The sequence below is a fragment of the Citromicrobium bathyomarinum genome, from assembly GCF_021021475.1.
In the GTDB taxonomy this organism is placed as follows: Bacteria; Pseudomonadota; Alphaproteobacteria; order Sphingomonadales; family Sphingomonadaceae; genus Alteriqipengyuania; species Alteriqipengyuania bathyomarina.
In genome coordinates this window covers 1-22,471 of sequence record NZ_JAINWL010000001.1, presented here as the reverse complement: position 1 = coordinate 22,471, position 22,471 = coordinate 1, and the positions used below count along the sequence as shown (strand labels likewise).

Genomic DNA, 22,471 nt, shown 5'->3' with positions numbered 1-22,471 from the left:
GATCGCGCGGCCTTTTCATTCAGAATAACGCCTCAGCGCTGTTCGACGGGCACGTAGTCGCGCTGCGTCGGGCCGGTGTAGAGCTGGCGCGGACGGCCGATGACCTGCGCGGGATCGGAGATCATCTCGTTCCACTGCGCGACCCAGCCGACCGTGCGGGCCAGCGCGAACAGCGCGGTGAACATGGTGGTCGGGAAGCCGATCGCCGAGAGGATGATGCCCGAGTAGAAATCGACGTTGGGGAACAGCTTCTTCTCGATGAAGTAGTCGTCGTTCAGCGCCATTTCTTCAAGCCGCAGGGCGGTTTCGAATACGGGATCGTCGACCTTGAGCGCTTCGAACACTTCGCGCACGGTCTTCTGCATCACGGTCGCGCGCGGATCGTAGTTCTTGTACACGCGGTGGCCGAAGCCCATCAGGCGGAACGGATCGTCCTTGTCCTTCGCACGCTCGATATAGTGCGGGATGTTCTCCGGACGGCCGATTTCACGCAGCATGTTGAGCGCGGCTTCGTTGGCACCGCCATGCGCGGGGCCCCACAGGCACGCGATCCCGGCGGAGATGCACGCGAACGGGTTCGCACCAGACGAACCGGCCAGACGCACGGTGCTGGTCGACGCGTTCTGTTCGTGGTCGGCGTGGAGGATGAAGATCCGGTCCATCGCCTTTTCGACCTCGGGGATCACCTCGTAAGGCTCTGCCGGCACGCCGAAGGTCATGCGCAGGAAATTGCCCGTGTAGCTGAGCGAATTGTCCGGCTGCAGGAAGGGCTGGCCGATCGAATACTTGTACGCCATCGCCGCTATGGTCGGCATCTTGGCGATCAGGCGGTGGCTGGAAATCTTGCGATGTTCCGGGTCCGCGATGTCGGTGCTGTCGTGGTAGAAGGCCGACAGCGCGCCGACCACGCCGCACATGATCGCCATCGGGTGCGCGTCGCGGCGGAAACCGCGATAGAAGGTCATCAGCTGCTCGTGCAGCATGGTGTGACGGGTGATAGTGTAGGAGAACTCGTCCAGCTCGTTGGCGGACGGCAGTTCGCCGTTCAGCAGCAGGTAGGACACTTCCATGAAGCTGGAATTCTCGGCCAGCTGCCCGATCGGATAGCCGCGGTGCAGCAGCACGCCTTCTTCGCCATCGATGAAGGTCAGGGCGCTTTCGCAGCTCGCGGTCGACTTGAAACCGGGATCGTAGGTGAAGCGGTTGGTCGATCCGTAGAACTTGCGGATGTCCACGACCTCGGGCCCGCAAGTGCCTTGCAGAACGGGAAATTCCTGAGTGTCGCCGGCAATCTCCAGCTTGGCGGTAGTATCCGACATGTGGGTCTCCTTAGTCTTGAGTGGGGTTCGCCGAAACAGCCTGCGCGTCTATCCGCGCAAGCGACTCCTCCTTGCCGAGGAGGGCGAGAACATCGAAAATTCCAGGGCTCGTCGTGGTCCCGGTAAGGGCGGCACGAAGAGGTTGGGCGAGCTTTCCGAGGCCCACTTCCAGCCGCTCCGCAAGCGATTTGGTAGTGGCTTCCAGTGCCTCGATTGTCCAGTCGCTTTGCCCGGCGAGCTCGGCAGATACCTGCGCCAGTCGCGCCCGTGCCTCGTCGTCGAGCAGGCCGGCGGCCTTCTCGGTCATCGTGAGGGGGCGCTTGGCGAACAGGAAGCGCGCATTCTCGGCCAGCTCGTGGGTGTCTTTCGCGCGGGTCTTGAGCACGGGCATGGCCCGGGTCAGCAGATCCTGGTCGATCTCTCCATCGACGCTGCCCGTCAGCTCGCCCGCGACGATCCCCGCCAGCCGCGCATCGTCGGCCTCGCGAATATAGTGGCCGTTGAGGTTCTGCAGTTTCTTGATGTCGAAGCGCGCCGGGCTGCGGCCCACGCCGTCCAGATCGAACAGCTCGATCGCCTCGGCCTGGGTGATTTCCTCGCGGTCGCCATGGCCCCAGCCAAGCCGCAGGAGGTAGTTGAACAGCGCCTCGGGCAGGATGCCCAGCTCGTCGCGATAGGCTTCCACGCCGACCGCGCCGTGGCGCTTGGACAGCTTGGCCCCGTCGCTGCCGTGGATCAGCGGGACATGGGCATAGACCGGATCCTCCCAGCCGCCCTCGATCGCGTTCATCGCGCGGTAGATGGGCAGCTGGCGGAAGGCGTTGTTGAGGTGATCGTCGCCGCGGATCACATGGGTGACGCCCATGTCGTGGTCGTCCACCACCACCGCGAGCATGTAGGTCGGCGTGCCGTCCGCGCGCAGCAGGATGTAGTCGTCGATCTCTTCGTTCCTGACCGTCACGCGGCCCTGAACCTGATCCTCGATCGCCGTTTCGCCGTCCTTGGCCACCTTCAGGCGGACGGTAAAGGGCGCGCCTTCCTGGTCGGGGCCAGGCTCGCGGTCGCGCCAGCGGCCGTCATAGCGCATCGGCTGCTTGTTGGCGCGCTGCTCTGCGCGCATCGCCTCGAGCTCTTCGGGCGTGGCGTAGCATTTGTAGGCGTGCCCATGGGCGAGAAGAATGTTCGCGACTTCGGCGTGCCGCTGGGCCCGCTGAGACTGGAACACCGGCTCCTCGTCAAAGGAGAGGCCGAGCCAGTCGAGCCCTTCGATGATCTTGTCGATCGCGTCCTGCGTGGAGCGCTTCGCGTCGGTATCCTCGATCCGCAGCAGCGCCTTGCCGCCGTGGTGGCGGGCGTAGAGCCAGTTGAACAACGCGGTGCGCGCGCCGCCGAGATGCAGGTAGCCGGTCGGAGATGGGGCGAAGCGTGTAATGATCGTACCGGTTTCGCTTGCCATCCTGGCGCGGTTCCTTTCCATTTCGGTTCATGACGACGCAGCCTTCGTCCACCGTTCCGTCTGACGACGCAACGAGCGGCAGCGACCTTCGATCCGATGGCGGAACAGGTGCGGCCTATGGTGCAGCGCAGCGCAGGCTTTGGCAGGTGGTCGCGGCGATGTCCAGCCCGCTCGCGAGGGTCGCGCAGGGGCTCGATCGCAGCCTCGGCGACGCAGCGCTGGAGCGCGGGCCATGGGTGATCGTCGGCGTCATCGCGGGGATCGCGGCGTGGTTCGTGCTGCCCGGGCCAGTGGCGTGGATGGCCGCAATCGGGGTGGCACTTGGCGTCGCTGTCGCCGGTGTGCTGCTGCTGCGCATGGACCGCGTGCCCGATCTGGCGCTCGCGCTGCTGGCGCTGGGTCTGGCGGTGGCGTTCGGTATCGGGCTGATCTGGGCCCGCTCGATCAGCGTGGGCGAGCCGGCGATCGAGCATCCGCAGATGCTGACCATGCACGCGCGCATTCTCGAGCGGGAGGAGCAGCCCGCGCGAGAGCGTGTGCGTCTGGTGCTGGCTGCGCGCGATGAGCAGGGCGCGGCGATCAAGCTGCGGGTCAACGTGCCGCTGGAGCAGGCGAGCCCGGCGATGCAGCGCGGCGCGGTCATCGGTCTGACCGCGCGGCTGATGCCGCCCGCGCCTCCGCTGGTGCCGGGCGGGTACGACTTCGCGCGCGCCGCGTGGTTCCAGGGCTTGGCGGCGACCGGATCGGTGGTCGGCCCGGTAGAGGTGATTGCGCCCTCGCCGCAGGGGTGGGGCGGGATCGCTGCGGTCCAGCACGATCTCTCCGCGCATGTCCGCAGCCAGCTCGGCGGATCGGCAGGCTCGATCGCGGCCGCGTTCGCCAGCGGCGACCGGGGCGCGATTGCCGAGGCGGACGAGGTGGCGATGCGCGATGCGGGGCTGACCCATCTGCTCTCGATCAGCGGGCTGCATGTCAGCGCGGTGGTCGCGGCGGCGTATTTCCTCGCGCTCAAGCTGCTCGCGCTGTGGCCGTGGCTGGCATTGCGCGTGCGCCTGCCGGTGGTTGCCGCAGCTCTCGGCGCGCTGGCGGGGATCGGGTACACGCTGCTGACCGGCGCGGAGGTTCCCACGGTGCGCAGCTGCGCGGCCGCGGTGCTGGTGCTGATTGCGCTGGCGCTGGGGCGAGAGCCGCTCACGTTCCGTCTGCTCGCCGTGGCGGCGGGCTTCGTGCTGCTGCTGTGGCCCGAGAGTGTGGCGGGGCCCAGCTTCCAGATGAGCTTCGCAGCCGTGCTCGCGATCGTGGCGTTGCACAACAGCGCGCCGGTGCGCGCCTTTCTCGCCCCGCGGGAGGAGGCGTGGTTGATGCGGCCCCTGCGCGGCGGAGCGATGCTGCTGGTGACGGGCCTGGTGATCGAGATCGCGCTGATGCCGATCGTGCTGTTCCATTTCCACCGGACCGGGATGTATGGCGCGCTGGCCAATATGATCGGCATCCCGCTGGTGACCTTCGTGTCGATGCCGCTGATCGCGCTGGCGCTGCTGTGCGACCTTGTTGGCGCGGGTGCTCCTGTGTGGTGGCTGGCGGGGGCCTCGCTCGACCTGCTGCTGGGCATTGCGCATCTCACCGCGAGCCAGCCCGGCGCGGTCAAGCTGGCGCCGCATATGGGCGGCCTCGCGTTCGGCCTGTTCGTCGCGGGAGGTCTGTGGATCGCGCTGTGGAGCGGGCGAGGGCGGTTCTGGGGCTTCGTGCCGGTGCTGATCGCGACCATCCTGATGCTCTCCACTTCGCGGCCCGATGTGCTGGTTGCGCGTGATGGCCGCGATGTCGCGATCATCGAGGGCGGGCGGCTGATGAGCCTGCGTGAGAGCCAGTCCTCCTACCCCAGCGACACGCTGGCCGAGCTGGGTGCGCTGGATGGGCCGCCGCTGCCGCTGTCGCAATGGCCGGGTGCGCGGTGCAGCGCGGAGTTCTGCGTCGCGACTGTCGAGCGCGAGGGGCGGCGTTACCGCCTGCTGCTGGCGCGCGGGCGTGAGTACGTGACCGAGCGCGATCTGGCCGCGGCCTGCGCGCGGGTGGACATCGTGGTCGCCGACCGCTGGCTGCCCTACAGTTGCCGTCCGCGCTGGCTCAAGGCCGACCGGCGGATGCTTGAGAAAACCGGCGGGCTGGCGATCCGGCTCTCTTCACGCGAGGTCGAAACAGTCGCGCAGGGGCAGGGCGCGCATGGCTGGTGGCATGGGGCGGGCGGCGTTCCGCGCGAGGCGGAGCGCCGCACTCGTCCCGATCAGTGATAGCGGCGCAGCAGCCCCGCCAGCTTGCCCTGAACCTGCACGGCACGCGCGTCGTAGACCTGCGGTTCGTAGCTGGGATTGGCGGGATCGAGCCGGACCCGGCCGCCTTCACGCCACAGGTACTTGAGAGTCGCTTCCTCGTTCTCGACCAGCGCGACCACGATGTCGCCATCGCGCGCGGTGTCGGCGCGGCGGATCAGCGCGTAGTCGCCATCGAAGATGCCTGCCTCGATCATCGAGTCGCCGGAGACTTCCAGCGCGAAATGCTCGCCCGGGCCGAGCAGCGCGGCGGGCACCGGCAGGCTCTGGTGATCTTCCAGCGCCTCGATCGGGGCGCCGGCGGCGATCCGGCCGTGAAGCGGAATGTCGATCACGTCGTTTGCCGCCTCGGGCATCCGCGCAGGCACGCTGGTCGTCTGCGCGCCCAGATCGTTCGCCGCTTTGGGCGCCGATCCGGCGACCGCACTCTCGGGCATCTTGAGCACTTCGAGCGCGCGGGCACGGTTGGGGAGGCGGCGGATGAAGCCGCGTTCCTCGAGCGCGGAAATCAGCCGATGCACGCCCGACTTGCTCTTGAGGTCGAGCGCCTCCTTCATCTCTTCGAAAGAGGGCGAGATACCGGTTTCTTCCAGACGTTCATGGATGAACCGGAGCAATTCATGCTGTTTCGCCGTCAACATCGGACTTCTTCTCCGCATTACTTGTTCGCGGGCTCATGCGAACGAATGCGGAACAACTAGGCAACCATCCGGAACAAGTCAAGCATATGTGCGGGTTTCCAACAGGAACGCCGGAACAAACGCCCCCGCTTCGGATGCTTCGGTATCGGCGGGCCGGTCTATCAGTACTTGCGCCTGTGCGAGCGGGGTCAGCGCAGAGCTGTCCTGAAGCTCCGCCGCGACCAGCCCGTCCTGCGTCCACCAGGCCCGCAGAAACTCACGCCTGCTGCCGCCGGGGGGCAGATCGCAGGCGAGCGGCATGGGGATCGCGCGCGGCAGGCAGTCCTTCGCACCGGCCATGCGCAGAAGTGCGGGGACCATGAACAGCAGACCGGTCACGAAGCTCGACACCGGATTGCCCGGCAGCCCCAGCACCACCGTACCGGCGCGGCGTGCGACCAGCAGCGGCTTGCCCGGCTTTATCGCGATCCGCCAGAAGTCGAGCGTGAAACCCGCCGCTTCCAGCGCCGGCTTGACCAGATCGTGTGGACCCACCGAGGCGCCCCCGCTGATCACTACCAGTGCGGCATCCTCGCTCGCTGCAAGGATCGCGCGCGTGATCTCCTCCGCATCGTCTGCCAGTGGCCCGAGCTGGCGGACCTGCGCCCCGGCCTCGCGCGCCATCGCGGCGAGCATCGCACCGTTGACCGCCGGCGTCTGGTGCGGCTCGCAGGCGGTCGGATCGGGGGCGAGTTCGTCGCCGCACTCGATCACCGCGACGCGTGGTGCATCATGCACCACGACCTCGGCCAAACCGCCCACCCGCGCCAGTGCGATCTGCGCCGCGCCCAGGCGAGTGCCCGCAGCCAGAAGCGTGTCGGATGCCTTGAAATCGAGTCCGGCGCGGCGGATGAAGCGGGCGGTCGGCTGCCCGGTCGCGGTGAGGCGCGTCCCGTCGACCTGCGCCTCCTCCTGCACCAGCACCGCATCCGCCCCCAGCGGCATCTGCGCGCCGGTCGAGATGCGGATCGCGTCTCCCTTGCCCAGCACCATGTCGAACGGGGCGCCCGCGCGGCTCTCGCCCTTGAGCAGCCATGGGCCGTCGCCAGAGGTGGCATAGCCGTCCATCGCGGAGAGGTCCGTCGGCGGCTGCGTGCGGCGCGCGATGACGGGCCGTGCCAGGAACAGGCGGGCGCTTTCGTCCACCGGGCAGGGGCCGGCAGGGGTTGGTGAGAGCAGGTCGAGCAACCGCGCCTGCGCCTGCTCCAGTTCCAGCGGTGCGCTCATGCCGGTGCCCTATCCGCGTGCCAGTCGCCGGACTTGCCGCCGGTCTTGGCCAGCAGCCGGACCTGTTCGATCACCATGCCCTTATCCAGCGCCTTGGCCATGTCGTAGATCGTCAGCAGCGCGATGTTGCACGCGACCATCGCTTCCATCTCGACCCCGGTCTTGCCGGTGAGCGAGGCGGTCGCGGTCACGCGCACGGCCTGATCATCGACCGCGCAGTCCACGCTGACGCTGTCGAGCGCCAGCGGATGGCACAGCGGGATGAGGCTGGCGGTCTGCTTGGCGGCCATGATCCCCGCAATGCGCGCGGCGGCGAGCACATCGCCCTTGGGCACGGTGCCATCGCGGATCGCGGCCAGCGCGGCAGCGTTCATCGCGATCCGACCGGTGGCGGTGGCTGAACGGGCGGTTTCAGCCTTGGCGCCGACATCGACCATGCGGGCCGAGCCATGCTCGTCCAGATGCGTGAGGCCGCTCATCTCGTCGCTCCTGCAGAACGGCTGACACACCTGACACACTGTCTAAAGGCAAAAAAGCCACCCGCCCGCATCACGTCGGACGGCGATGGGAGAGCGTGCAGCAAGGGCAGGGAGCGGGCCATGCGCCGATCATGCCATGCAAGACGCGTGTAGGACAGACTCAGCGTGTCAGCAGATCGCGCGTCGCCGCCTCGACGTCGGCCTGCCGCATCAGGCTCTCGCCGACGAGGAAGCCGTGCGCGCCCGCCGCTTCCAGCCGGGCGCAGTCAGCTGCGCTGCCGATCCCGCTTTCGGAGATGAGAAACGCGCCTTCCGGAGCGAGCGGGATCAGTGCTTCGGTGGTGGCGATGTCGGTCGTGAAGCTGCGCAGGTCGCGGTTGTTGACCCCGATCAGGCGGGATTTCAGCTTGTGCGCACGCTCCATCTCAGCAGCGTCGTGGACCTCGACCAGAACGTCCATGCCCAGTTCGTCCGCCGCAGCTTCGATCTCGGCCGCCTGCTGGTCGGTGAGCGCGGCGACGATGATCAGGATCGCGTCTGCGCCCATCGCGCGCGCTTCGCCGCACTGCCACGGATCGACCATGAAATCCTTGCGCAATGCGGGCAGGGCGCAGGCTTCGCGCGCGGCGACGAGGTAGTCGGAGTGGCCTTGGAAGTACTTCTCATCCGTGAGGACGGAGAGGCAGCTTGCCCCCGCTGCGGCATAGGCTTTCGCGTGCTCGGCGGGCTGGAAATCCTCGCGGATCAGGCCCTTGGAGGGCGAAGCTCTCTTGATTTCTGCGATCAGCGCGCGGCGGCCATCCGCGTGGGTCTGGCGCAGCGCAGCCTCGAATCCGCGCGGCGGGGCCTGCGCGGTGATACGGGCGATCAGTTCGCTGACCTGCGTGGCGGACTGGCGTTCGCGCACTTCGACGCGCTTGGTGGCGCAGATTTCTTGGAGTTTGTTCAACCGTCTAACCTCAATGTCCGCTCACCCTGAGCCTGTCGAAGGGTCGTACTTGTGTTTGGGCTGATGCGCAGAAGAAGGGCGGTCCTTCGACAGGCTCAGGACGAACGGAGTTCTATGGAACTCACTTCGCCATCTCAATCCACCGCTCAAGCAGGTGCTGCGCCCCGCCGCTGTCGATCGCCTCGGCTGCGGTCGCCACGCCCTCTTTCCAGTCCTCGGTCTCGCCCGCCGCGATCAGCGCGGCGGCGGAGTTGAACAGCACCGCGTCGCGATAGGGGCCGGGTGTGCCTTGCAGCAGCGCGCTCAGCGCCTTGGCATTGTGCTGCGGATCGCCGCCCCGGATCGCTTCGACCGGCGCGTGTTCGAGGCCCGCCATGCTGGCATCGACGCGGCGCATGGCGAATTCGTGGCCGGTCACGTCCGCCATTTCGTTCCCGGCGGCGAGGCTGAGTTCGTCGAGCCCTTCGTCGCCCGAGACGATCAGCGTGCGCTCGGTGCCGAGGCGCGCGGCGGCCTCGCCATAGATCGAGACATAGCCGGGGCGTGCGATGCCGATCAGCTGGCGTTTGACGCCGACCGGGTTGGACAGCGGGCCCATCAGGTTGAAGATCGTGCGGCGGCCAAGCTGTTTGCGGATTGGCTGAATCCGGCGCATCGCGGGGTGGTGGTTGGGCGCGAAGAGGAAGCAGATGCCGATCTCGTTCAGCGTCTTTTCCGCCGTGCGCCCGGCGGCTTCCATGTCGAGGCCGAGCACCTCCAGCGTATCCGCCACGCCCGAAAGCGAGGAGATCGCGCGGTTGCCGTGCCGCGCCACGGGCACGCCGCAGGCCGCGACTACCAGGCCCACGGCGGTCGAGACATTCAGGGTGTGGTGCCCGTCGCCGCCCGTGCCGCACACGTCGATCGCATTGTCGGGGCCGTTCACCGGGATGTAGCGCGCGCGCAGGGCCCGCGCCGCACCCGCGATCTCGTCGGCGGTTTCGCTACGCTCGGTCATCGCGAGCAGGAAGCGCGCAATTTCCGCGTCGGAAGCTTCGCCGTCGAGAATCCAGCCGAAGACCTCCTCGGCCTCGGCCTCGTTCATGTGTGGAACGGCTAGGGGGAGAGACTTCATGCCGCCTGCCTTTCGCGCGCTTCGATCCTGCACACGCGCATGAAGTTGGCGAGCAATGCGTGGCCATGCTGGGTGGCGATGCTTTCGGGGTGGAACTGGACGCCGTGGATCGGCAGCTGCGCATGGCGGAAACCCATCACGCTGGTGCCGTCGAGCCCGGGCGTCTCGCTGGTCGCGTTGACCGCCAGTGTGTCCGGGATGTCCTCGACCACCAGCGAGTGATAGCGGGTCGCGTCGAAGGGGCTGGGCAGCCCTGCAAACACGCCGCTGCCATCATGCGTCACCGCGCTGGTCTTGCCGTGCATCAGCCCGCCCTGAACCACGCGCCCGCCGAAATGCTGCCCGATCGCCTGATGGCCGAGGCACACGCCCAGCAGCGGCAGCCCGGCATCGGCGCAGGCGGCGACGGTATCGAGCGTAATCCCCGCCTCGTTCGGCGTGCGCGGGCCGGGCGAGAGCAGGATGCCCTTCGCCCCGCTGCCCACCGCCTCGCGAGCGGTCAGCGCATCATTGCGCTCCACGCGCACCTCGGCGCCCAGTTCCTGCAGGTAGTGGACCAGGTTGAAAGTGAAGCTGTCGTAATTGTCGATGACGAGGATCATATAGGGCACTCTTGGCAATGCGGAGGTCCCTTAGCAATGATCCCATATCTCACAACCGATCACGTTTCGGCATTCGGCGATCTCGGGGTAGCGTTGGCCGCTCTTTTCGCCGCTTGGCAGGGAGTTAAGAGCCTGAATGCGTGGCGTGCTGAGCGTCTTGGGGGCCGGAAAATTGAGTTAGCTGAAGACGGACTTACTCAGTTCTACAAGATTGAGCATGCGTTTCAGGCAATTAGGTCTCCGTTCGGTGACGCGTCTGAAAGCGCCGATCGCGACGTCGAAGATCACGAGTCACCGGCAGAAAGGCACGGTCGTGATTTGGGTCAAGCGACGTGGAAGCGCCTGCAAGCAAAGCAAGTAACATTTGAAGATTTCTATGTTCTCGGCCTCCAGTTGAAGGCGCACTTCGGTGAAGAAATTTATGAAGAGTGCCAAGCGATGAGGCGCTGTTTTGCTCGCATTAGAACTGCTGCGCAAATGATGTATTCCACTCCATATGAGGGCTACGAAGACAAAAATTTCAGGAGGAGGTTAGAAGCCGATATTTGGAATATGGATAGCGATGACCCAGACTCAATTGAGATGAAGGTTCAAAACGCGGTCAAAGTGGCTGAGCGCATTCTAGGGAAAGAACTTAGATAGACGTTAAAGTTCAGCCAGCTTGTCCGTCGCGCGAACGAGGCCGTCGATGATCCCAGGCTCGCCCGCCGAGTGGCCTGCGTCGTGGACGATCCACAGTTCCGCTTCGGGCCACGCCTTCTTCAGCTCCCATGCGGAGACGGGCGGGGTGCAGATGTCGTGGCGGCCTTGCACGATGATGCCGGGAATGCCCTTCAGCTTGCCGACATCGCGCAGCAGCTGGCCTTCTTGGAGGAAGAAATTCTCCAGGAAAAAGCGCGCGCAGATGCGGGCGAAGGGGACGGCTTTGGACGGATCGGCGAAACTGCTCAGCAGGTCGTCATTGGGCAGCAGCGTCGCGACATTGCCTTCCCACATCGACCATTCCTTAGCCGCGGCAAGGCGGGTGGCCTCGTCGTCGCTGGTCAGGCGGGTGTGGTAGGCTTTGACGAGGTCGTCGCGCTCGTCCTCGGGGATCAGGCCGGTGAACTTGTCCCATTGTTCGCCCATGATCTCGCTCGCGCCGTAGGAGTAGAGCCAGTCCTTCTCCTTCTGGCGGCCGAGGAACACGCCGCGTAGCACGATCTCGCTGGTGCGTTCGGGATAGGTCTGCGCGTAAGCGAGCGACAGGGTCGCGCCCCAGCTGCCGCCGAAGACCTGCCATTTCTCATGCCCGCACATCTGGCGTAGACGCTCGATATCCTCGACGATGCGCCAGGTGTCGTTGTTCTCGATCTCCGCGAAGGGCAGCGACTTGCCGCAGCCGCGCTGGTCGAACAGGAGGACGTCGTACTTCTCCGGGTTCCACTGGCGGCGGTGCGCGGGCGACATGCCGCCGCCAGGGCCACCGTGGAGGAACACGGCAGGCTTCGCGCCGGGCGTGCCCACCCGCTCGTAATAGAGCGAATGGCCTTCGCCGACATCGAGCATGCCGGTCTCGTAAGGTTCGATCTCGGGATAGAGGCTGCGTTCGTATTCCATCATCATTCCTTGAATTCGACGACGACCAGCGGGCCCAGATCGGCGCGGGTGTCCATCCGCCCGCGCGCAGGGTCCCACAGGCTCGATACCGTCCCGTCGAGATAGAGCGCGTTGGGCGTCTTCGCCACGTCGCGGAAGAAACGCGCGAACTGGCCGAAGCTCACCGGGCGGCTCGAAATCACGAAATGCGCCTTGCCGTCCTTGTCTACGCCTACGCCGTTGCGGATGCGCTTGGAGGGGCCGTCCGCCGAAATCTCGGGATGGACCTTGCCTTCGATCAGCAACATCGGCCCGCTTTGCGTGCCGAAATCGGGGCGATCGCCCACGGTGCTGTAAAAGTTGTCGCTGGTCTTGATCCGCCACGTGCCGCCAGTGCCGTAAAACACGCCGTTGGGCTTCAGGTGGAAATTGCCCGAACCGTCATTGCGGTTGAGCTCCTGCAGCCGATCCTTGTTCTGGACGTAATAGCCGATCGGCTTGCCTTCGCCGTCATACATCCCCGCATTCATCGCGAAGGCGACGCGCGGCGCATCCTTGGGCCGCGATACCGAATATTTGGCGAGGCTGCGATAAGGCGGATTGCCGAGGACCATTGCCACGCGATGCTTTGCCGGATCGGCGACGCATTCGGTAAAGACGACATCCTCGAAGCGGACCGGCTGGCACGCCGAATCCTCGGGCGCGGTGGTCTCGCTGGGTGTCGGCGTGGGCGTCGGGCTGGCCGAAGGCTTCGCCTCGGCCTGCTCGGCGCGCGCGATTTCGACGCCCTTCTCGCCGCTGATATCGGTGCGGATCACGGGATCGCCCGCGGCAGGCTGGTCGCAGGCGGTCAACGCCAGGAGCGAAAGGGCGATGAGGGGGAGGCTGCGGCGCATCACTGGCCGAACCCCGCTTCGCCAGCCACCCGCACCGCTTCGCGCGCGGCGGCGAGCAGTGCGCCCGCCTTCGCCTCGCACTCGCGCTGTTCGGAGGCCGGATCGCTGTCCGCGACGATCCCTGCGCCTGCGGTGACGTGCAGCGTGCCGTCCTTCACCAGCCCGGTGCGCAGCACGATGCACGAATCGAAGCTGCCGTCGGGCGCGAAATAGCCGACGCCGCCCGCATAAGGTCCGCGCTTCTCGCTCTCCAGCTCGGCGATGATCTCGCACGCGCGCAGCTTGGGCGCGCCGCTGACGGTGCCCGCGGGGAACCCCGCGAACAGCGCGTCGAGCGCATCCTTGCCTGCGTCGAGGCGGCCCTGAACATTGCTGACGATATGCATGACGTGACTATAGCGCTCGACCATGAAGCTGTCCGTCACTTCGACACTACCCGGTGTGGAAACACGACCAGTGTCGTTGCGCCCGAGGTCGAGCAGCATCAGGTGCTCGGCGCGTTCCTTGGGATCGGCGAGCAGCTCGCGCTCCGCAGCGCGGTCCGCCTCGGGCGTCTTGCCGCGCGGGCGGGTGCCGGCGATCGGGCGGATGGTGATCTGTCCGTCTCTCAGCCGCACGAGGATTTCGGGGCTGGAGCCGACCATGCCGACTTCGGGCAGATCGAGCAGGTAGAGGAAGGGCGAGGGGTTCACCCGCCGCAGCGCGCGATACAGCGCCATTGCGGAATGGGGGAAGGGGGTGGTGAAGCGCTGGGCGAGCACCACCTGGAAAATGTCTCCTGCAACGATGTAGTCCTGCGCGCGAGCGACCCGCGCGGCGTAATCATCCCCTGCGACGGTCGGGCGCAGGTCCATCGTCGCCGGGTCGAGCGTGTCCGGTGCCGCATCGCCGTGCGGAACAGGCTGGGACAGGCGCCGCAGCGCCTCCTCGATCCGTTCTTCCGCGGCGTCCAGCACATGAGCTGCCTCAGCATCCGAGGGCCAGACCGGCGCGATCACGAACACCTCGTCGGTCAGCGCATCGAACACCAGCACCAGCCCGGGGCGGGTGAACACCATGTCCGGCAGGCCCAGCGGATCGTCGCTGGCGCGCGGCAGCTTCTCGACCAGCGCGAAGGTCTCGTACCCGAAATAGCCCACCAGCAACGCGAGTGCAGGCGGCAGATCCTCCGGCGTGGGCATCGCGATCTCGCCCAGCAGGCTGCGAAGCGCGGCTAGCCCGTCGCCTTGGACCGGGGCGAAGGCATCGCGGTTCCGCCGCCAGTCGCGATTGACCTCGGCGCTCTCGCCATCGGCGCGCAGCACCAGATCGGGATCGAGCCCGAGCATCGAGTAACGCCCGCGAATCTCTCCCCCCTCGACCGATTCGAGCAGGAAGTCTCCGCGCCCGTCCTCCATCAGCGCGCACGCCGCGCCGACCGGGGTCAGCGTATCGGCGATGCGCCGCTGCCAGACGAGCGCGGGCAGGCCCTGCGTCAGCCGGTCGTGTGCGGCATCTCGGTTACGCAGCATCTCGCGCCGACTAGTTGGCGGACTGGCCGGTGAGCTGGCGGCGCACGGTTTCGATCGCGTCCGCATTGCGCTCGATCCCCACTTCGGTGCGGATCGCATTGCGCAGCTGATCGCCATATTCGCGGCTCAGCAGCTGCCCATAGCCGCGCCGCGCCTCACCCATCAGCGGATCGTCCTTGGCGACCTTGCCTGCGGTAATCTCGTCCAGCTGCACGAGGAAGAACCCGGCATTGCGCGGTGCTTCGAGGCGCTTGGCAGTGCCTGCGGACATTGCGAACATCAGCGAGATCGGCGGGTTGGGACGCTGCATCTGCATCATCTGCTCACGCGTCAGGCTGAGCGGCTGGGGCGGGGGCAGGCGGGTCTCTTCGGCGCGGATTGCCTCGGCCAGCGATTTCCCATCCTTCACCCGCTTGAGGATCCGGTCGGAAGCCGCCTTCGCAGCCTTGGCACCTTCGGCCATGGTCCAGCGTGCCGTCACTGCATCGCGAATTTCCTTCAGCGGCGGGACTGCGGCGGGTGAGATTTCAGACGCTTCGTAGAGCGCGAAAGTCTCGCCCGTCTCGACCTCGGCGATTTGCGGCTGGCCTTCGCGCATCTGGAACACCGTCTGGATCAGCGGCTGGACCACTTCGGGTGCCGTCTCGCCCTGCTGGCCACCATAGACCCGGCCATCGGCGAGCAGCGGCCGGGTGGTCTGGATGTCGAGGTCGAGTGCCTCGGCGATGTCGGCGAAGGATTCGCCGCTGGTCACGCGGGCATCAATATCGCTGGCCAGCTCGGTCAGCGCACGGCGCTGCTTGTCCGCACGCAGCGCATCGGCGATCTCGTCGCGGGCCTGCGCGAGGGTACGGGCGGGGATCGTTTTCACATCGTCGATCCGCACAACGTGATAGCCCAGCGGGCTGCGTGCGATCGGCGCAATTTCGCCCCGATCGGCGGAGAACACCGCCTCGGCGACCGCAGCATTGGCCTGCTGGGCGTAATCCTCGCGCTTGATCGGGCCGATCTGCTGCGTTTCGAGACCTGCCTCTTCGGCGATCTGGGTCAGCGATGCACCATCGGCCACGCGCTCGCGGAAGCTTTCTGCCGCCTGCCTGGTGGGCACGATCAGTTGGGTGAAGGTGCGGTCCTCGCTCGCGCGGTAAAGATCGGCATTGTCGTCGTAGCGCTTCTTGATCTCCGCAGCGGTCGGCTCGACCGAGTCGGCCAGCTGATCGGCGCCAAACAGAGCATAGCGTACCTGCCGCCGCTCGGGCCGCATGAAGTCGGTGCGGTTTGCGTTGTAATATGCCTGCAGCTGCTTGTCGGTCGGGTCGTCCTTGGGCGCGAAGAGTTCGGCGGGCACCAGCGCGATGGAGCCCTCGCGCTTCTCGCGCAGCTGGGTCGCGTAACGCGCGACGATGCTGTCGGGGAATTTTGCGCCGAACACCGCGGGCACCAGCACCTGCTGCGCAATCAGCCCGTCGGACAGGTCGTCGCGCACGATCTGGTCGGTCAGTCCCTGCTGTTGCAGCGCGGCGCGGTAGGCTTCGGTGCTGAAGCTCCCGTCGGGGCCGCGGAACGCGGAGATCATGCGGATCTCGCTGTTGATCAGGTTCTCGCCCGCGCGCACGCCCAGCATCTTGCCGAATTCGGAGACTGCGACCCGGTCCAGCAGCGTGTCGAGCACCTGCATCAGGCCGCCGTCTTCGACGAACTCGGCCATCGAGAGCGTCGGTTCATCCTGCTGCACCTGGCGGAAGGCATTGTCCGCCGACTGGCGCAGTTCGGCGGTGGTCACGTCTTCATCGCCCACCACGGCCACGCTGTTGGTCCCCGAAAGGCCACCGAAAGAGCCCGAATTGCCGACATCGCCGGCGGCAAAGGCGATCGCGATCAGGACCAGGAAGCCGATCGTCAGACCGAGGCCGATCTTGGACTGGAAGAAGGACCGGAAGAAGTTGATCATGGGTGCGGGGGCCTTACGGGTGGAAGCTGGCAGATTGCTGGTAAGCACCGGCGCTGTGTTGCGCTGGCGCATCGCGCGCAAGCCTTAATTCGGCGAAGAGCGTGCCGCAAGGCGAGCATGGTTTTGACCTTCGGGCTGTCCTTCGCTACCGAGCCGCGTCTGCGTAACGGGAGAAACCCGTTGCGCGACGTAATTTCTTAGAAAAATAGCAGGAAACCTATCGGAATGGCGATCCGCCCTTTCATCGTTGGCAATTGGAAGATGCACGGCACGCGTGCGATGCTGTCCGAAGCGCGCGCGATCGACCGCGCCGCGCAGCGGCTGATGCAGGTCGAGATCGCGCTCGCGCCGCCCTACACCCTGATCCATCCCGTCCGCCGCGAGGCCGAGCAGATCGGGGTCGGCGCGCAGGATTGTCACCCCGCCGATGGCGGCGCGCATACCGGCGATATTTCCGCCGCGATGGTCGCCGATGCGGGCGCGGGCTTCGTGATTCTGGGCCACAGCGAGCGGCGCCAGGGTCATGGCGAGAAAGATTCGCTGATCTGCGAGAAGGGCACCGCCGCGCTTGCCGCCGGGCTCAAGCTGATCCTGTGCTGCGGTGAACCGATGGAGAAGCGCGAATCGGGCAAGGCGGTCGATTTCGTCCTCCGCCAGCTCAAGGCGTCGCTTCCCGCGACGATCGAGGAGCCCGGCGAGCGGCTGACCATTGCTTACGAACCGATCTGGGCGATCGGCAGCGGCCGTGCGGCGAGCATCGACGAAATCGTCGAGATGCACAGCGCGATCCGCGCCTTCCTGGTCAAGACCTATGGCGAGGAAGAGGGCGCAGCGGTCCGCATCCTTTACGGCGGTTCGGTCAATGCCGAGAACGCGGCAGAGATCATCGCCGGGGACGAGGTTGGCGGTGCGCTGGTCGGCGGGGCGAGCCTGTCTGCCGAAAGCTTCATGAACATCGTGCTCGCGGTGCAGGAAGTTATCACCAACCGCGATTGAGCCGGGGCCGGGCGCAGGCATTGCTTGCCTAACGCGCGCCAAGATCCCATCTGGCACCAAGATATCAGCCGAAAGCAGCCATCATCATGTTTCTTTTCCTCACCGTTCTCCAGGCGATCATCGCAGCCGCGCTGGTCGGCGTGATCCTGATGCAGCGTTCCGAAGGCGGCGGCCTCGGGATCGGCGGCGGTGGGTCGCCTGGCGGCATGATGAGCGCACGCGGCGCGGCGGATTTCCTGACCCGCGCGACCCGCTGGCTGGCAGTCGTCTTCGTGGTCCTGTCGATCGTTCTCGCTTCGCTCGCGGTGAACATGACGGGCACCGATTCGATCGAATCGACGCTCGACCGCAATGTCACTCCCGCCGCGCCGGCCGATCCGCTGGCGCAGGGCGGTGCAGCAGCACCTGCTGCAGCACCCGCACAGCAGGGTGACGCGGCCGATCAGGGCGACGCGGCCGACCCGCTCGCAGGCGCAACCGAATAAATTTTCTCAAAAGGCGGTGATGGAGACGGGCCGGCGCGTTGCAACGGCTTGCCTTCGCACGCCCTTAACCCGTAAGGCCCACCTCCCATGGCGCGGTATATTTTCATCACCGGCGGCGTGGTTTCCTCGCTCGGCAAAGGTCTCATGGCGGCATCGCTCGGCGCGTTGCTGCAGGCGCGTGGCTACAAGGTCCGCATCCGCAAGTTCGACCCCTATTTGAATGTCGATCCGGGGACCATGAGCCCCTACCAGCACGGCGAGGTCTACGTGACCGACGACGGCGCGGAGACCGACCTCGATCTTGGTCACTACGAACGCTTCACCGGCGTTTCGGCGCACCAGGGCGACAATATAACCTCTGGCCGCGTCTATCAGGACATCATCGCCAGGGAGCGCCGCGGCGACTATCTGGGCGCGACGGTTCAGGTCGTTCCGCACGTCACCGATGCGATCAAGCAGTTCGCGCTGGCCGATCAGGGCGACCACGATTTCATCCTGTGCGAAATCGGCGGCACCGTCGGCGACATCGAATCGCTGCCTTTCATGGAAGCGATTCGCCAGCTGCGGAACGAGCTGGAGCCGATGCAGACGCTCAGCGTCCATGTCACACTGGTGCCCTACATTGCCGCGGCCGGAGAGCTGAAGACCAAACCGACGCAGCACTCGGTCCGCGAACTGGCCAGCCTCGGGATAAAGCCCGACGTGCTGCTGTGCCGCGCGGAGCATCCGATCCCGGATAGCGAACGGCGCAAGATCGCCAATTTCTGCAACGTGCGCCAGCAGGCAGTCATCCCCGCGCTCGATGCGAAATCTATCTACGCGGTGCCCCTGCAATACCATGAGGAAGGCCTCGACGCCGAGGTTCTGCGCGGTTTCGGCATCACCGACGCGCCCGAGCCCGATCTGGACCCGTGGCGCGAGGTCACCGATCGCTATTTCCACCCCGAAGGCGAAGTCACCATCGGCGTGGTCGGCAAGTATGTCGGCCTGAAGGATGCGTACAAGAGCCTCAACGAAGCGCTCGTCCACGGCGGGATGGCGAACAAGGTCCGCGTGAAGCTCAAATGGATCGACGCCGAAGTGTTCGAGCGTGACCCGTCCGACATCGCCGCCCAGCTGGAGCCGCTGCACGGTATCCTGGTGCCCGGCGGATTTGGGGAGCGCGGCAGCGAGGGCAAGATTGCCAGCGTCCGCTTTGCGCGGGAGCGCAAGGTGCCGTTCTTCGGCATCTGTCTGGGCATGCAGATGGCCTGCATCGAAAGCGCGCGCGCTGCAGGCGTCGAAGGCGCATCCTCCACAGAATTCGGTGACACGGACCAGCCGGTGGTTGGCCTCATCACCGAATGGATGACCAAGGAAGGGCTGGAAACCCGTGCCGCCGACGGCGATCTGGGCGGTACCATGCGCCTGGGCGCCTATGATGCCGAACTGCAACCTGGCAGCCGCATCAGCGAGATATACGGCGGCGCGACCGTCGTTTCGGAGCGTCACCGCCACCGCTACGAGGTGAACAACGCCTATCGTGAGCAGTTGGAGAAGGACGGCCTGATTTTCTCCGGCATGTCGCCCGACGGCCTGTTGCCGGAAATCGTCGAACGGCCCGACCATCCGTGGTTCGTGGGGGTCCAGTCGCACCCGGAACTCAAGTCGCGCCCGTTCGCGCCGCACCCGCTGTTTGCCGGTTTTGTAGCGGCTGCGCTGCGTCAGTCGCGTCTGGTTTAGCACTGCTGCAACTCAACTTGGATCGCTCCAAGTTAAAGTTAACATCGAACAGTCTTTATCTTTCAGAATTTATCCGTCATAGGATTCCAATGCGTTGTGGGGGCAACGTGAGGATTTTATGGGGGGGCCCATCTATCCAGCTTGTCCCGGGTTTGAACGTCTTCTGCGACCCGGACGGGCAGACTCGGTCAGGGCGGCCATGGCCGCGGGGCGGTCCTTTATTGGGCCGCCCCAAACCCCGCCCAAACTTATAGAAATAAAGAAAAAGCCCGCCGCTCCATTGGGGTGGAGCAGCGGGCGACTGGTTTGCGCAATAGCCTGTCAGGCTATCCGTGCCGCGTCAGGCGGCGTCTTTTTCCGACTTGTCGGAGCTGTCATCGACGAGGCTCAGCGACGACTTCTGGCCGTTGATCGCGATCTTCTTCGGCTTCATCGCCTCGGGCACTTCGCGCAGCAGGTCGATCACCAGCAGGCCGTCGGCCAGATCGGCGCCGGAAACGCGAACGTGATCGGCCAGTTCGAAGCGCCGCTCGAACCCGCGGTTGGCGATGCCGACATGCAGCATCTCGCTATCCGCGCCGCGCGCCTCGTCCTGCTTGCGACCGGTGACGGTCAGCAGGTTCTGCTGCGCGGTGATGTCGATATCCTCGGGCTTGAACCCGGCGAGCGCCAGCGTGATGCGGAACTCGTCCTCGCCACGCTTCTCGATGTTGAAAGGGGGGTAGTTGTCGCCGCTGTTGCGGACCGAGCTTTCGAGCAGGTCGAACAGGTGGTCGAAGCCGACGGTGCTGCGGCGATAGGGGGTGAAATCGATACGTGCCATTGAAACAAATCCTCCATTGAGCGATTCTGTCAGTTACATGGTGTCCGGATCGACCCGTTGTGGCATCGCCGGACAGATCGAATGTAGGGAGCGTGCGAAGGCGCGCAAGAGCCCTCAAACACCGAAAGCGCGAGGAACAAGCAGTGGCAGCCAAGATCGATATCTATACCAAGTTCGGATGCGGATACTGCTTCCGCGCCAAGTCCCTGCTGGAAAAGAAGGGCGTCGAGTTTAACGAATACGACATCACCATGGGCGGCCCCAAGCGCGACGAGATGCGCGAACGCGCGCCCAATGCGAGCACCGTGCCGCAGATCTTCATCGGCGATACCCACGTGGGCGGATCGGACGAGCTGCACGCGCTGGAGCGGCAGGGCAAGCTCGACGCGATGCTGGAAGGCTGAGCACTTCAGTGAGTAAGATCGCCGTCCTCCAGATGACCTCGGGCGTCGATCCTGAGGCCAACGCCGATACGCTGATCGCCGGAATGGCGCAGGCGCGCGAGGGCGGGGCGGATATGCTGTTCGCGCCCGAGATGGCGCTGCTGCTCGACCGGGATCGCAAGCGTGCGGGTGAGACGATGGCGGCGGATGGCTATCCCGCGCTGGTCGACCGGTTGCGCAATGCCGCGCGCGAGCATTCGATCTGGGCGACCTTCGGCCTGCCGGTCAGGCTGGAGAGCAGGATGCTCGCCAACCGCTCCCTGCTGATCGCGCCCTCGGGCGAGATTGCGGGCCAGTACGACAAGCTGCACATGTTCGACGTCGATCTCGATAGCGGGGAGAGCTGGCGCGAATCCAACGCCTACCAGCCGGGGGAGGCGCTGTCGGTGACGGGCGATACACCCACTGGGCGGCTCGGCCTGACGATCTGCTACGACATCCGCTTTCCCGCGCTGTTCGATGCGCTGGGCCGCGCAGGCTGCGATATGATCGCGATCCCCGCAGCCTTCACGGTGCCGACCGGCTCTGCCCACTGGCATACGCTGGCGCGCGCGCGGGCGATCGAGGCGAGCGCCTTCGTCGTCGCCGCGGCGCAGGTGGGCGAACATGCCGACGGTCGCCGGACGTATGGCCACAGCCTGGTGGTCGACCCGTGGGGCGAGGTGCTGCTGGATATGGGCGAAGAGGCAGGGCTTGGCTTTGCCGAGATCGACGCGGACCGGATCACCACGGCCCGCGCGCAGGTGCCCAGCCTTGCCAATCGGCGCGCTATTCCGGAATACCGCGCGTCATGATCGTGTTCGACCTTTCCTGCGATGGTGGCCACCGCTTCGAAGCGTGGTTCCGCTCGTCTTCCGCGTTCGAGGATCAGTGCGCGCGGGGTCTGATTGCGTGCCCGCATTGTGGCAGCGGTGAGGTCGGCAAGGCGCCGATGGCCCCCGCCGTGCCCGCCAAGGGCAATGCCAGCAAGGTGGAGGTCGCGCGCACGTCCGAGGACGCGACCGGGCAGGGCGGCGCACCGCCTCCCGCGCTGCAGGAAGCGATGCGCAAGCTGGCGAAGCTGCAGGCCGAGACGATCAAGGACAGCACCTATGTCGGCGATCGTTTCGTCGAGGAAACCCGCGCGATGCATTACGGCGAGAAGGACGCGGCGCTGATCCACGGTAAGGCCGATGCGCAAGAAGCGCGCGAGCTGCTGGAGGAGGGGATATCCTTCGCCCCGCTGCTGATCCCGTTCACTCCCCCCGAAGACGCGAATTAGACGACCTTCCCAACCGCTTTGACAGCACCGGACCGTGCGCTAGGATTTCCGCCGGGTCGCTTTTTGGGGGAATTGCATGAAAATCAGGATTTTGACGACGCTAGCTGCGGCGATCGGTACGGTCGCGACAAGCGCTCCGGTTCAGGCGGCAGAGTCGCCTTATCTCGGCGAAATCATCATGGTCGGCTACCCCTTCTGCCCGTATGGCTGGGCCGAGGCCAACGGCCAGTTGCTGTCGATCAGCCAGAACACCGCGCTCTTCTCGCTCTACGGCACCACCTATGGCGGAGATGGGCGGACCACGTTCGCTCTGCCCGATCTGCGTGGCCGTGCGCCGATCCATGTCGGGGATCGCAACCGGCTGGGAGATCGCCGGGATGGCGGGCCGACAATGGCCGATCGCGCCGAAGGCAGGCTCGATGTTCCCGGCACGCAGACCCTGCGTTTCTGCGTGGCGCTGCAGGGCGTCTATCCTTCGCGGGGTTGACCGGGATTGCGGGCGCGCGAGGCGGCGGTTAAGGCTTCCCACCGGCGCGCCCGTAGCTCAGTCGGATAGAGCATCAGATTCCTAATCTGGGGGCCACAGGTTCGAATCCTGTCGGGCGCACCAGTTTTCCCTCTCCGCCATCCATTTGGTGCAAAAGCGCGA

At 65.9% G+C, this 22,471-nt stretch carries 22 protein-coding genes and 1 tRNA gene; 10 read left to right on the top strand and 13 right to left on the bottom strand.

The genetic code is table 11. The features are described from left to right. Positions 1–32: 32 nt before the first annotated feature. Both K7H93_RS00115 and gltX read right to left on the bottom strand, forming a co-directional pair. Complete coding sequence (locus K7H93_RS00115) at positions 33–1,319, bottom strand: citrate synthase (RefSeq protein ID WP_010237601.1); 1,287 nt, start codon at positions 1,317–1,319, stop codon at positions 33–35. 10 nt (positions 1,320–1,329) lie between these two features. Then, positions 1,330–2,775, bottom strand: a complete 1,446-nt coding sequence (gltX, locus tag K7H93_RS00110; protein ID WP_230781797.1) for a glutamate--tRNA ligase — start codon at positions 2,773–2,775, stop codon at positions 1,330–1,332. Between the two features lie 29 nt (positions 2,776–2,804). Here gltX and K7H93_RS00105 point away from each other — a divergent pair, with 29 nt between their 5' ends. Further along, positions 2,805–5,066, top strand: coding sequence for a ComEC/Rec2 family competence protein (locus tag K7H93_RS00105; protein ID WP_230781796.1), 2,262 nt, complete (start codon positions 2,805–2,807; stop codon positions 5,064–5,066). Here K7H93_RS00105 and lexA read toward each other — a convergent pair. From lexA to K7H93_RS00075, 6 genes are all read right to left on the bottom strand, one after another. Continuing rightward, the gene (lexA, locus tag K7H93_RS00100; protein WP_230781795.1) at positions 5,060–5,746 is read right to left on the bottom strand and encodes a transcriptional repressor LexA; all 687 of its coding nucleotides are present in this window, start codon (positions 5,744–5,746) and stop codon (positions 5,060–5,062) included. The genes K7H93_RS00105 and lexA overlap by 7 nt on opposite strands. Before the next feature lie 78 nt (positions 5,747–5,824). Beyond that, entirely contained in the window at positions 5,825–7,012 is a 1,188-nt protein-coding gene (locus K7H93_RS00095) for a molybdopterin molybdotransferase MoeA (RefSeq protein WP_230781794.1), read from the bottom strand. Beyond that, positions 7,009–7,491, bottom strand: coding sequence for a cyclic pyranopterin monophosphate synthase MoaC (gene moaC / locus K7H93_RS00090; RefSeq protein WP_230781793.1), 483 nt, complete (start codon positions 7,489–7,491; stop codon positions 7,009–7,011). The genes K7H93_RS00095 and moaC overlap by 4 nt, the downstream gene beginning before the upstream one ends. Before the next feature lie 160 nt (positions 7,492–7,651). Continuing rightward, entirely contained in the window at positions 7,652–8,440 is a 789-nt protein-coding gene (trpC, locus tag K7H93_RS00085; RefSeq protein WP_230781792.1) for an indole-3-glycerol phosphate synthase TrpC, read from the bottom strand. A gap of 121 nt (positions 8,441–8,561) precedes the next feature. Beyond that, on the bottom strand, positions 8,562–9,554 hold the full coding sequence (gene trpD / locus K7H93_RS00080; protein ID WP_230781790.1) for an anthranilate phosphoribosyltransferase: 993 nt from the start codon (positions 9,552–9,554) through the stop codon (positions 8,562–8,564). After that, positions 9,551–10,156 (bottom strand): anthranilate synthase component II, encoded by a 606-nt coding sequence (locus K7H93_RS00075; protein WP_230781788.1) that lies wholly within the window; start codon positions 10,154–10,156, stop codon positions 9,551–9,553. The genes trpD and K7H93_RS00075 overlap by 4 nt, the downstream gene beginning before the upstream one ends. Before the next feature lie 36 nt (positions 10,157–10,192). On the opposite strand from K7H93_RS00075, the gene K7H93_RS00070 reads away from it, so the two are divergent. Beyond that, the gene (locus tag K7H93_RS00070; RefSeq protein ID WP_230781786.1) at positions 10,193–10,798 is read left to right on the top strand and encodes a hypothetical protein; all 606 of its coding nucleotides are present in this window, start codon (positions 10,193–10,195) and stop codon (positions 10,796–10,798) included. Between the two features lie 3 nt (positions 10,799–10,801). On the opposite strand, the gene pip is transcribed toward K7H93_RS00070, so the two are convergent. The 4 genes from pip to K7H93_RS00050 are packed head-to-tail and all read right to left on the bottom strand — an operon-like array spanning position 10,802 to position 16,092. Beyond that, positions 10,802–11,758, bottom strand: coding sequence for a prolyl aminopeptidase (gene pip / locus K7H93_RS00065; protein WP_420840368.1), 957 nt, complete (start codon positions 11,756–11,758; stop codon positions 10,802–10,804). After that, complete coding sequence (locus tag K7H93_RS00060; RefSeq protein ID WP_230781782.1) at positions 11,758–12,630, bottom strand: phosphodiester glycosidase family protein; 873 nt, start codon at positions 12,628–12,630, stop codon at positions 11,758–11,760. The genes pip and K7H93_RS00060 overlap by 1 nt, the downstream gene beginning before the upstream one ends. Then, positions 12,630–14,141: an anthranilate synthase component I family protein gene (locus tag K7H93_RS00055; protein ID WP_230781780.1), complete on the bottom strand. Its 1,512-nt coding sequence runs from the start codon at positions 14,139–14,141 to the stop codon at positions 12,630–12,632. The genes K7H93_RS00060 and K7H93_RS00055 overlap by 1 nt, the downstream gene beginning before the upstream one ends. A gap of 10 nt (positions 14,142–14,151) precedes the next feature. Continuing rightward, positions 14,152–16,092, bottom strand: coding sequence for a SurA N-terminal domain-containing protein (locus K7H93_RS00050; RefSeq protein ID WP_230781778.1), 1,941 nt, complete (start codon positions 16,090–16,092; stop codon positions 14,152–14,154). Between the two features lie 225 nt (positions 16,093–16,317). On the opposite strand from K7H93_RS00050, the gene tpiA reads away from it, so the two are divergent. From tpiA to K7H93_RS00035, 3 genes are all read left to right on the top strand, one after another. Further along, a complete protein-coding gene (tpiA, locus tag K7H93_RS00045; protein WP_010237624.1) occupies positions 16,318–17,088 on the top strand; it encodes a triose-phosphate isomerase in 771 nt (256 codons plus the stop codon). Positions 17,089–17,174: 86 nt separating this feature from the next. Continuing rightward, positions 17,175–17,573, top strand: a complete 399-nt coding sequence (gene secG, locus K7H93_RS00040) for a preprotein translocase subunit SecG (protein ID WP_230781776.1) — start codon at positions 17,175–17,177, stop codon at positions 17,571–17,573. A gap of 87 nt (positions 17,574–17,660) precedes the next feature. Then, entirely contained in the window at positions 17,661–19,295 is a 1,635-nt protein-coding gene (locus K7H93_RS00035; RefSeq protein ID WP_010237628.1) for a CTP synthase, read from the top strand. A gap of 340 nt (positions 19,296–19,635) precedes the next feature. Here K7H93_RS00035 and K7H93_RS00030 read toward each other — a convergent pair whose 3' ends face one another. After that, the gene (locus K7H93_RS00030; protein ID WP_010237631.1) at positions 19,636–20,118 is read right to left on the bottom strand and encodes an Hsp20 family protein; all 483 of its coding nucleotides are present in this window, start codon (positions 20,116–20,118) and stop codon (positions 19,636–19,638) included. Between the two features lie 143 nt (positions 20,119–20,261). On the opposite strand from K7H93_RS00030, the gene grxC reads away from it, so the two are divergent. From grxC to K7H93_RS00005, 5 genes are all read left to right on the top strand, one after another. Continuing rightward, positions 20,262–20,522 carry a glutaredoxin 3 gene (gene grxC / locus K7H93_RS00025; RefSeq protein ID WP_010237632.1) on the top strand — a complete coding sequence of 87 codons (261 nt, stop codon included), beginning with the start codon at positions 20,262–20,264 and terminating at the stop codon, positions 20,520–20,522. Between the two features lie 32 nt (positions 20,523–20,554). Next, positions 20,555–21,355, top strand: a complete 801-nt coding sequence (locus K7H93_RS00020) for a carbon-nitrogen hydrolase family protein (RefSeq protein ID WP_230783132.1) — start codon at positions 20,555–20,557, stop codon at positions 21,353–21,355. Then, a complete protein-coding gene (locus K7H93_RS00015) occupies positions 21,352–21,822 on the top strand; it encodes a DUF1178 family protein (protein WP_230781774.1) in 471 nt (156 codons plus the stop codon). The genes K7H93_RS00020 and K7H93_RS00015 overlap by 4 nt, the downstream gene beginning before the upstream one ends. A 91-nt stretch (positions 21,823–21,913) precedes the next feature. After that, positions 21,914–22,309 (top strand): phage tail protein, encoded by a 396-nt coding sequence (locus tag K7H93_RS00010; protein WP_230781771.1) that lies wholly within the window; start codon positions 21,914–21,916, stop codon positions 22,307–22,309. A gap of 46 nt (positions 22,310–22,355) precedes the next feature. Further along, positions 22,356–22,432 (top strand) — tRNA-Arg (locus K7H93_RS00005). Positions 22,433–22,471 lie beyond the last annotated feature (39 nt).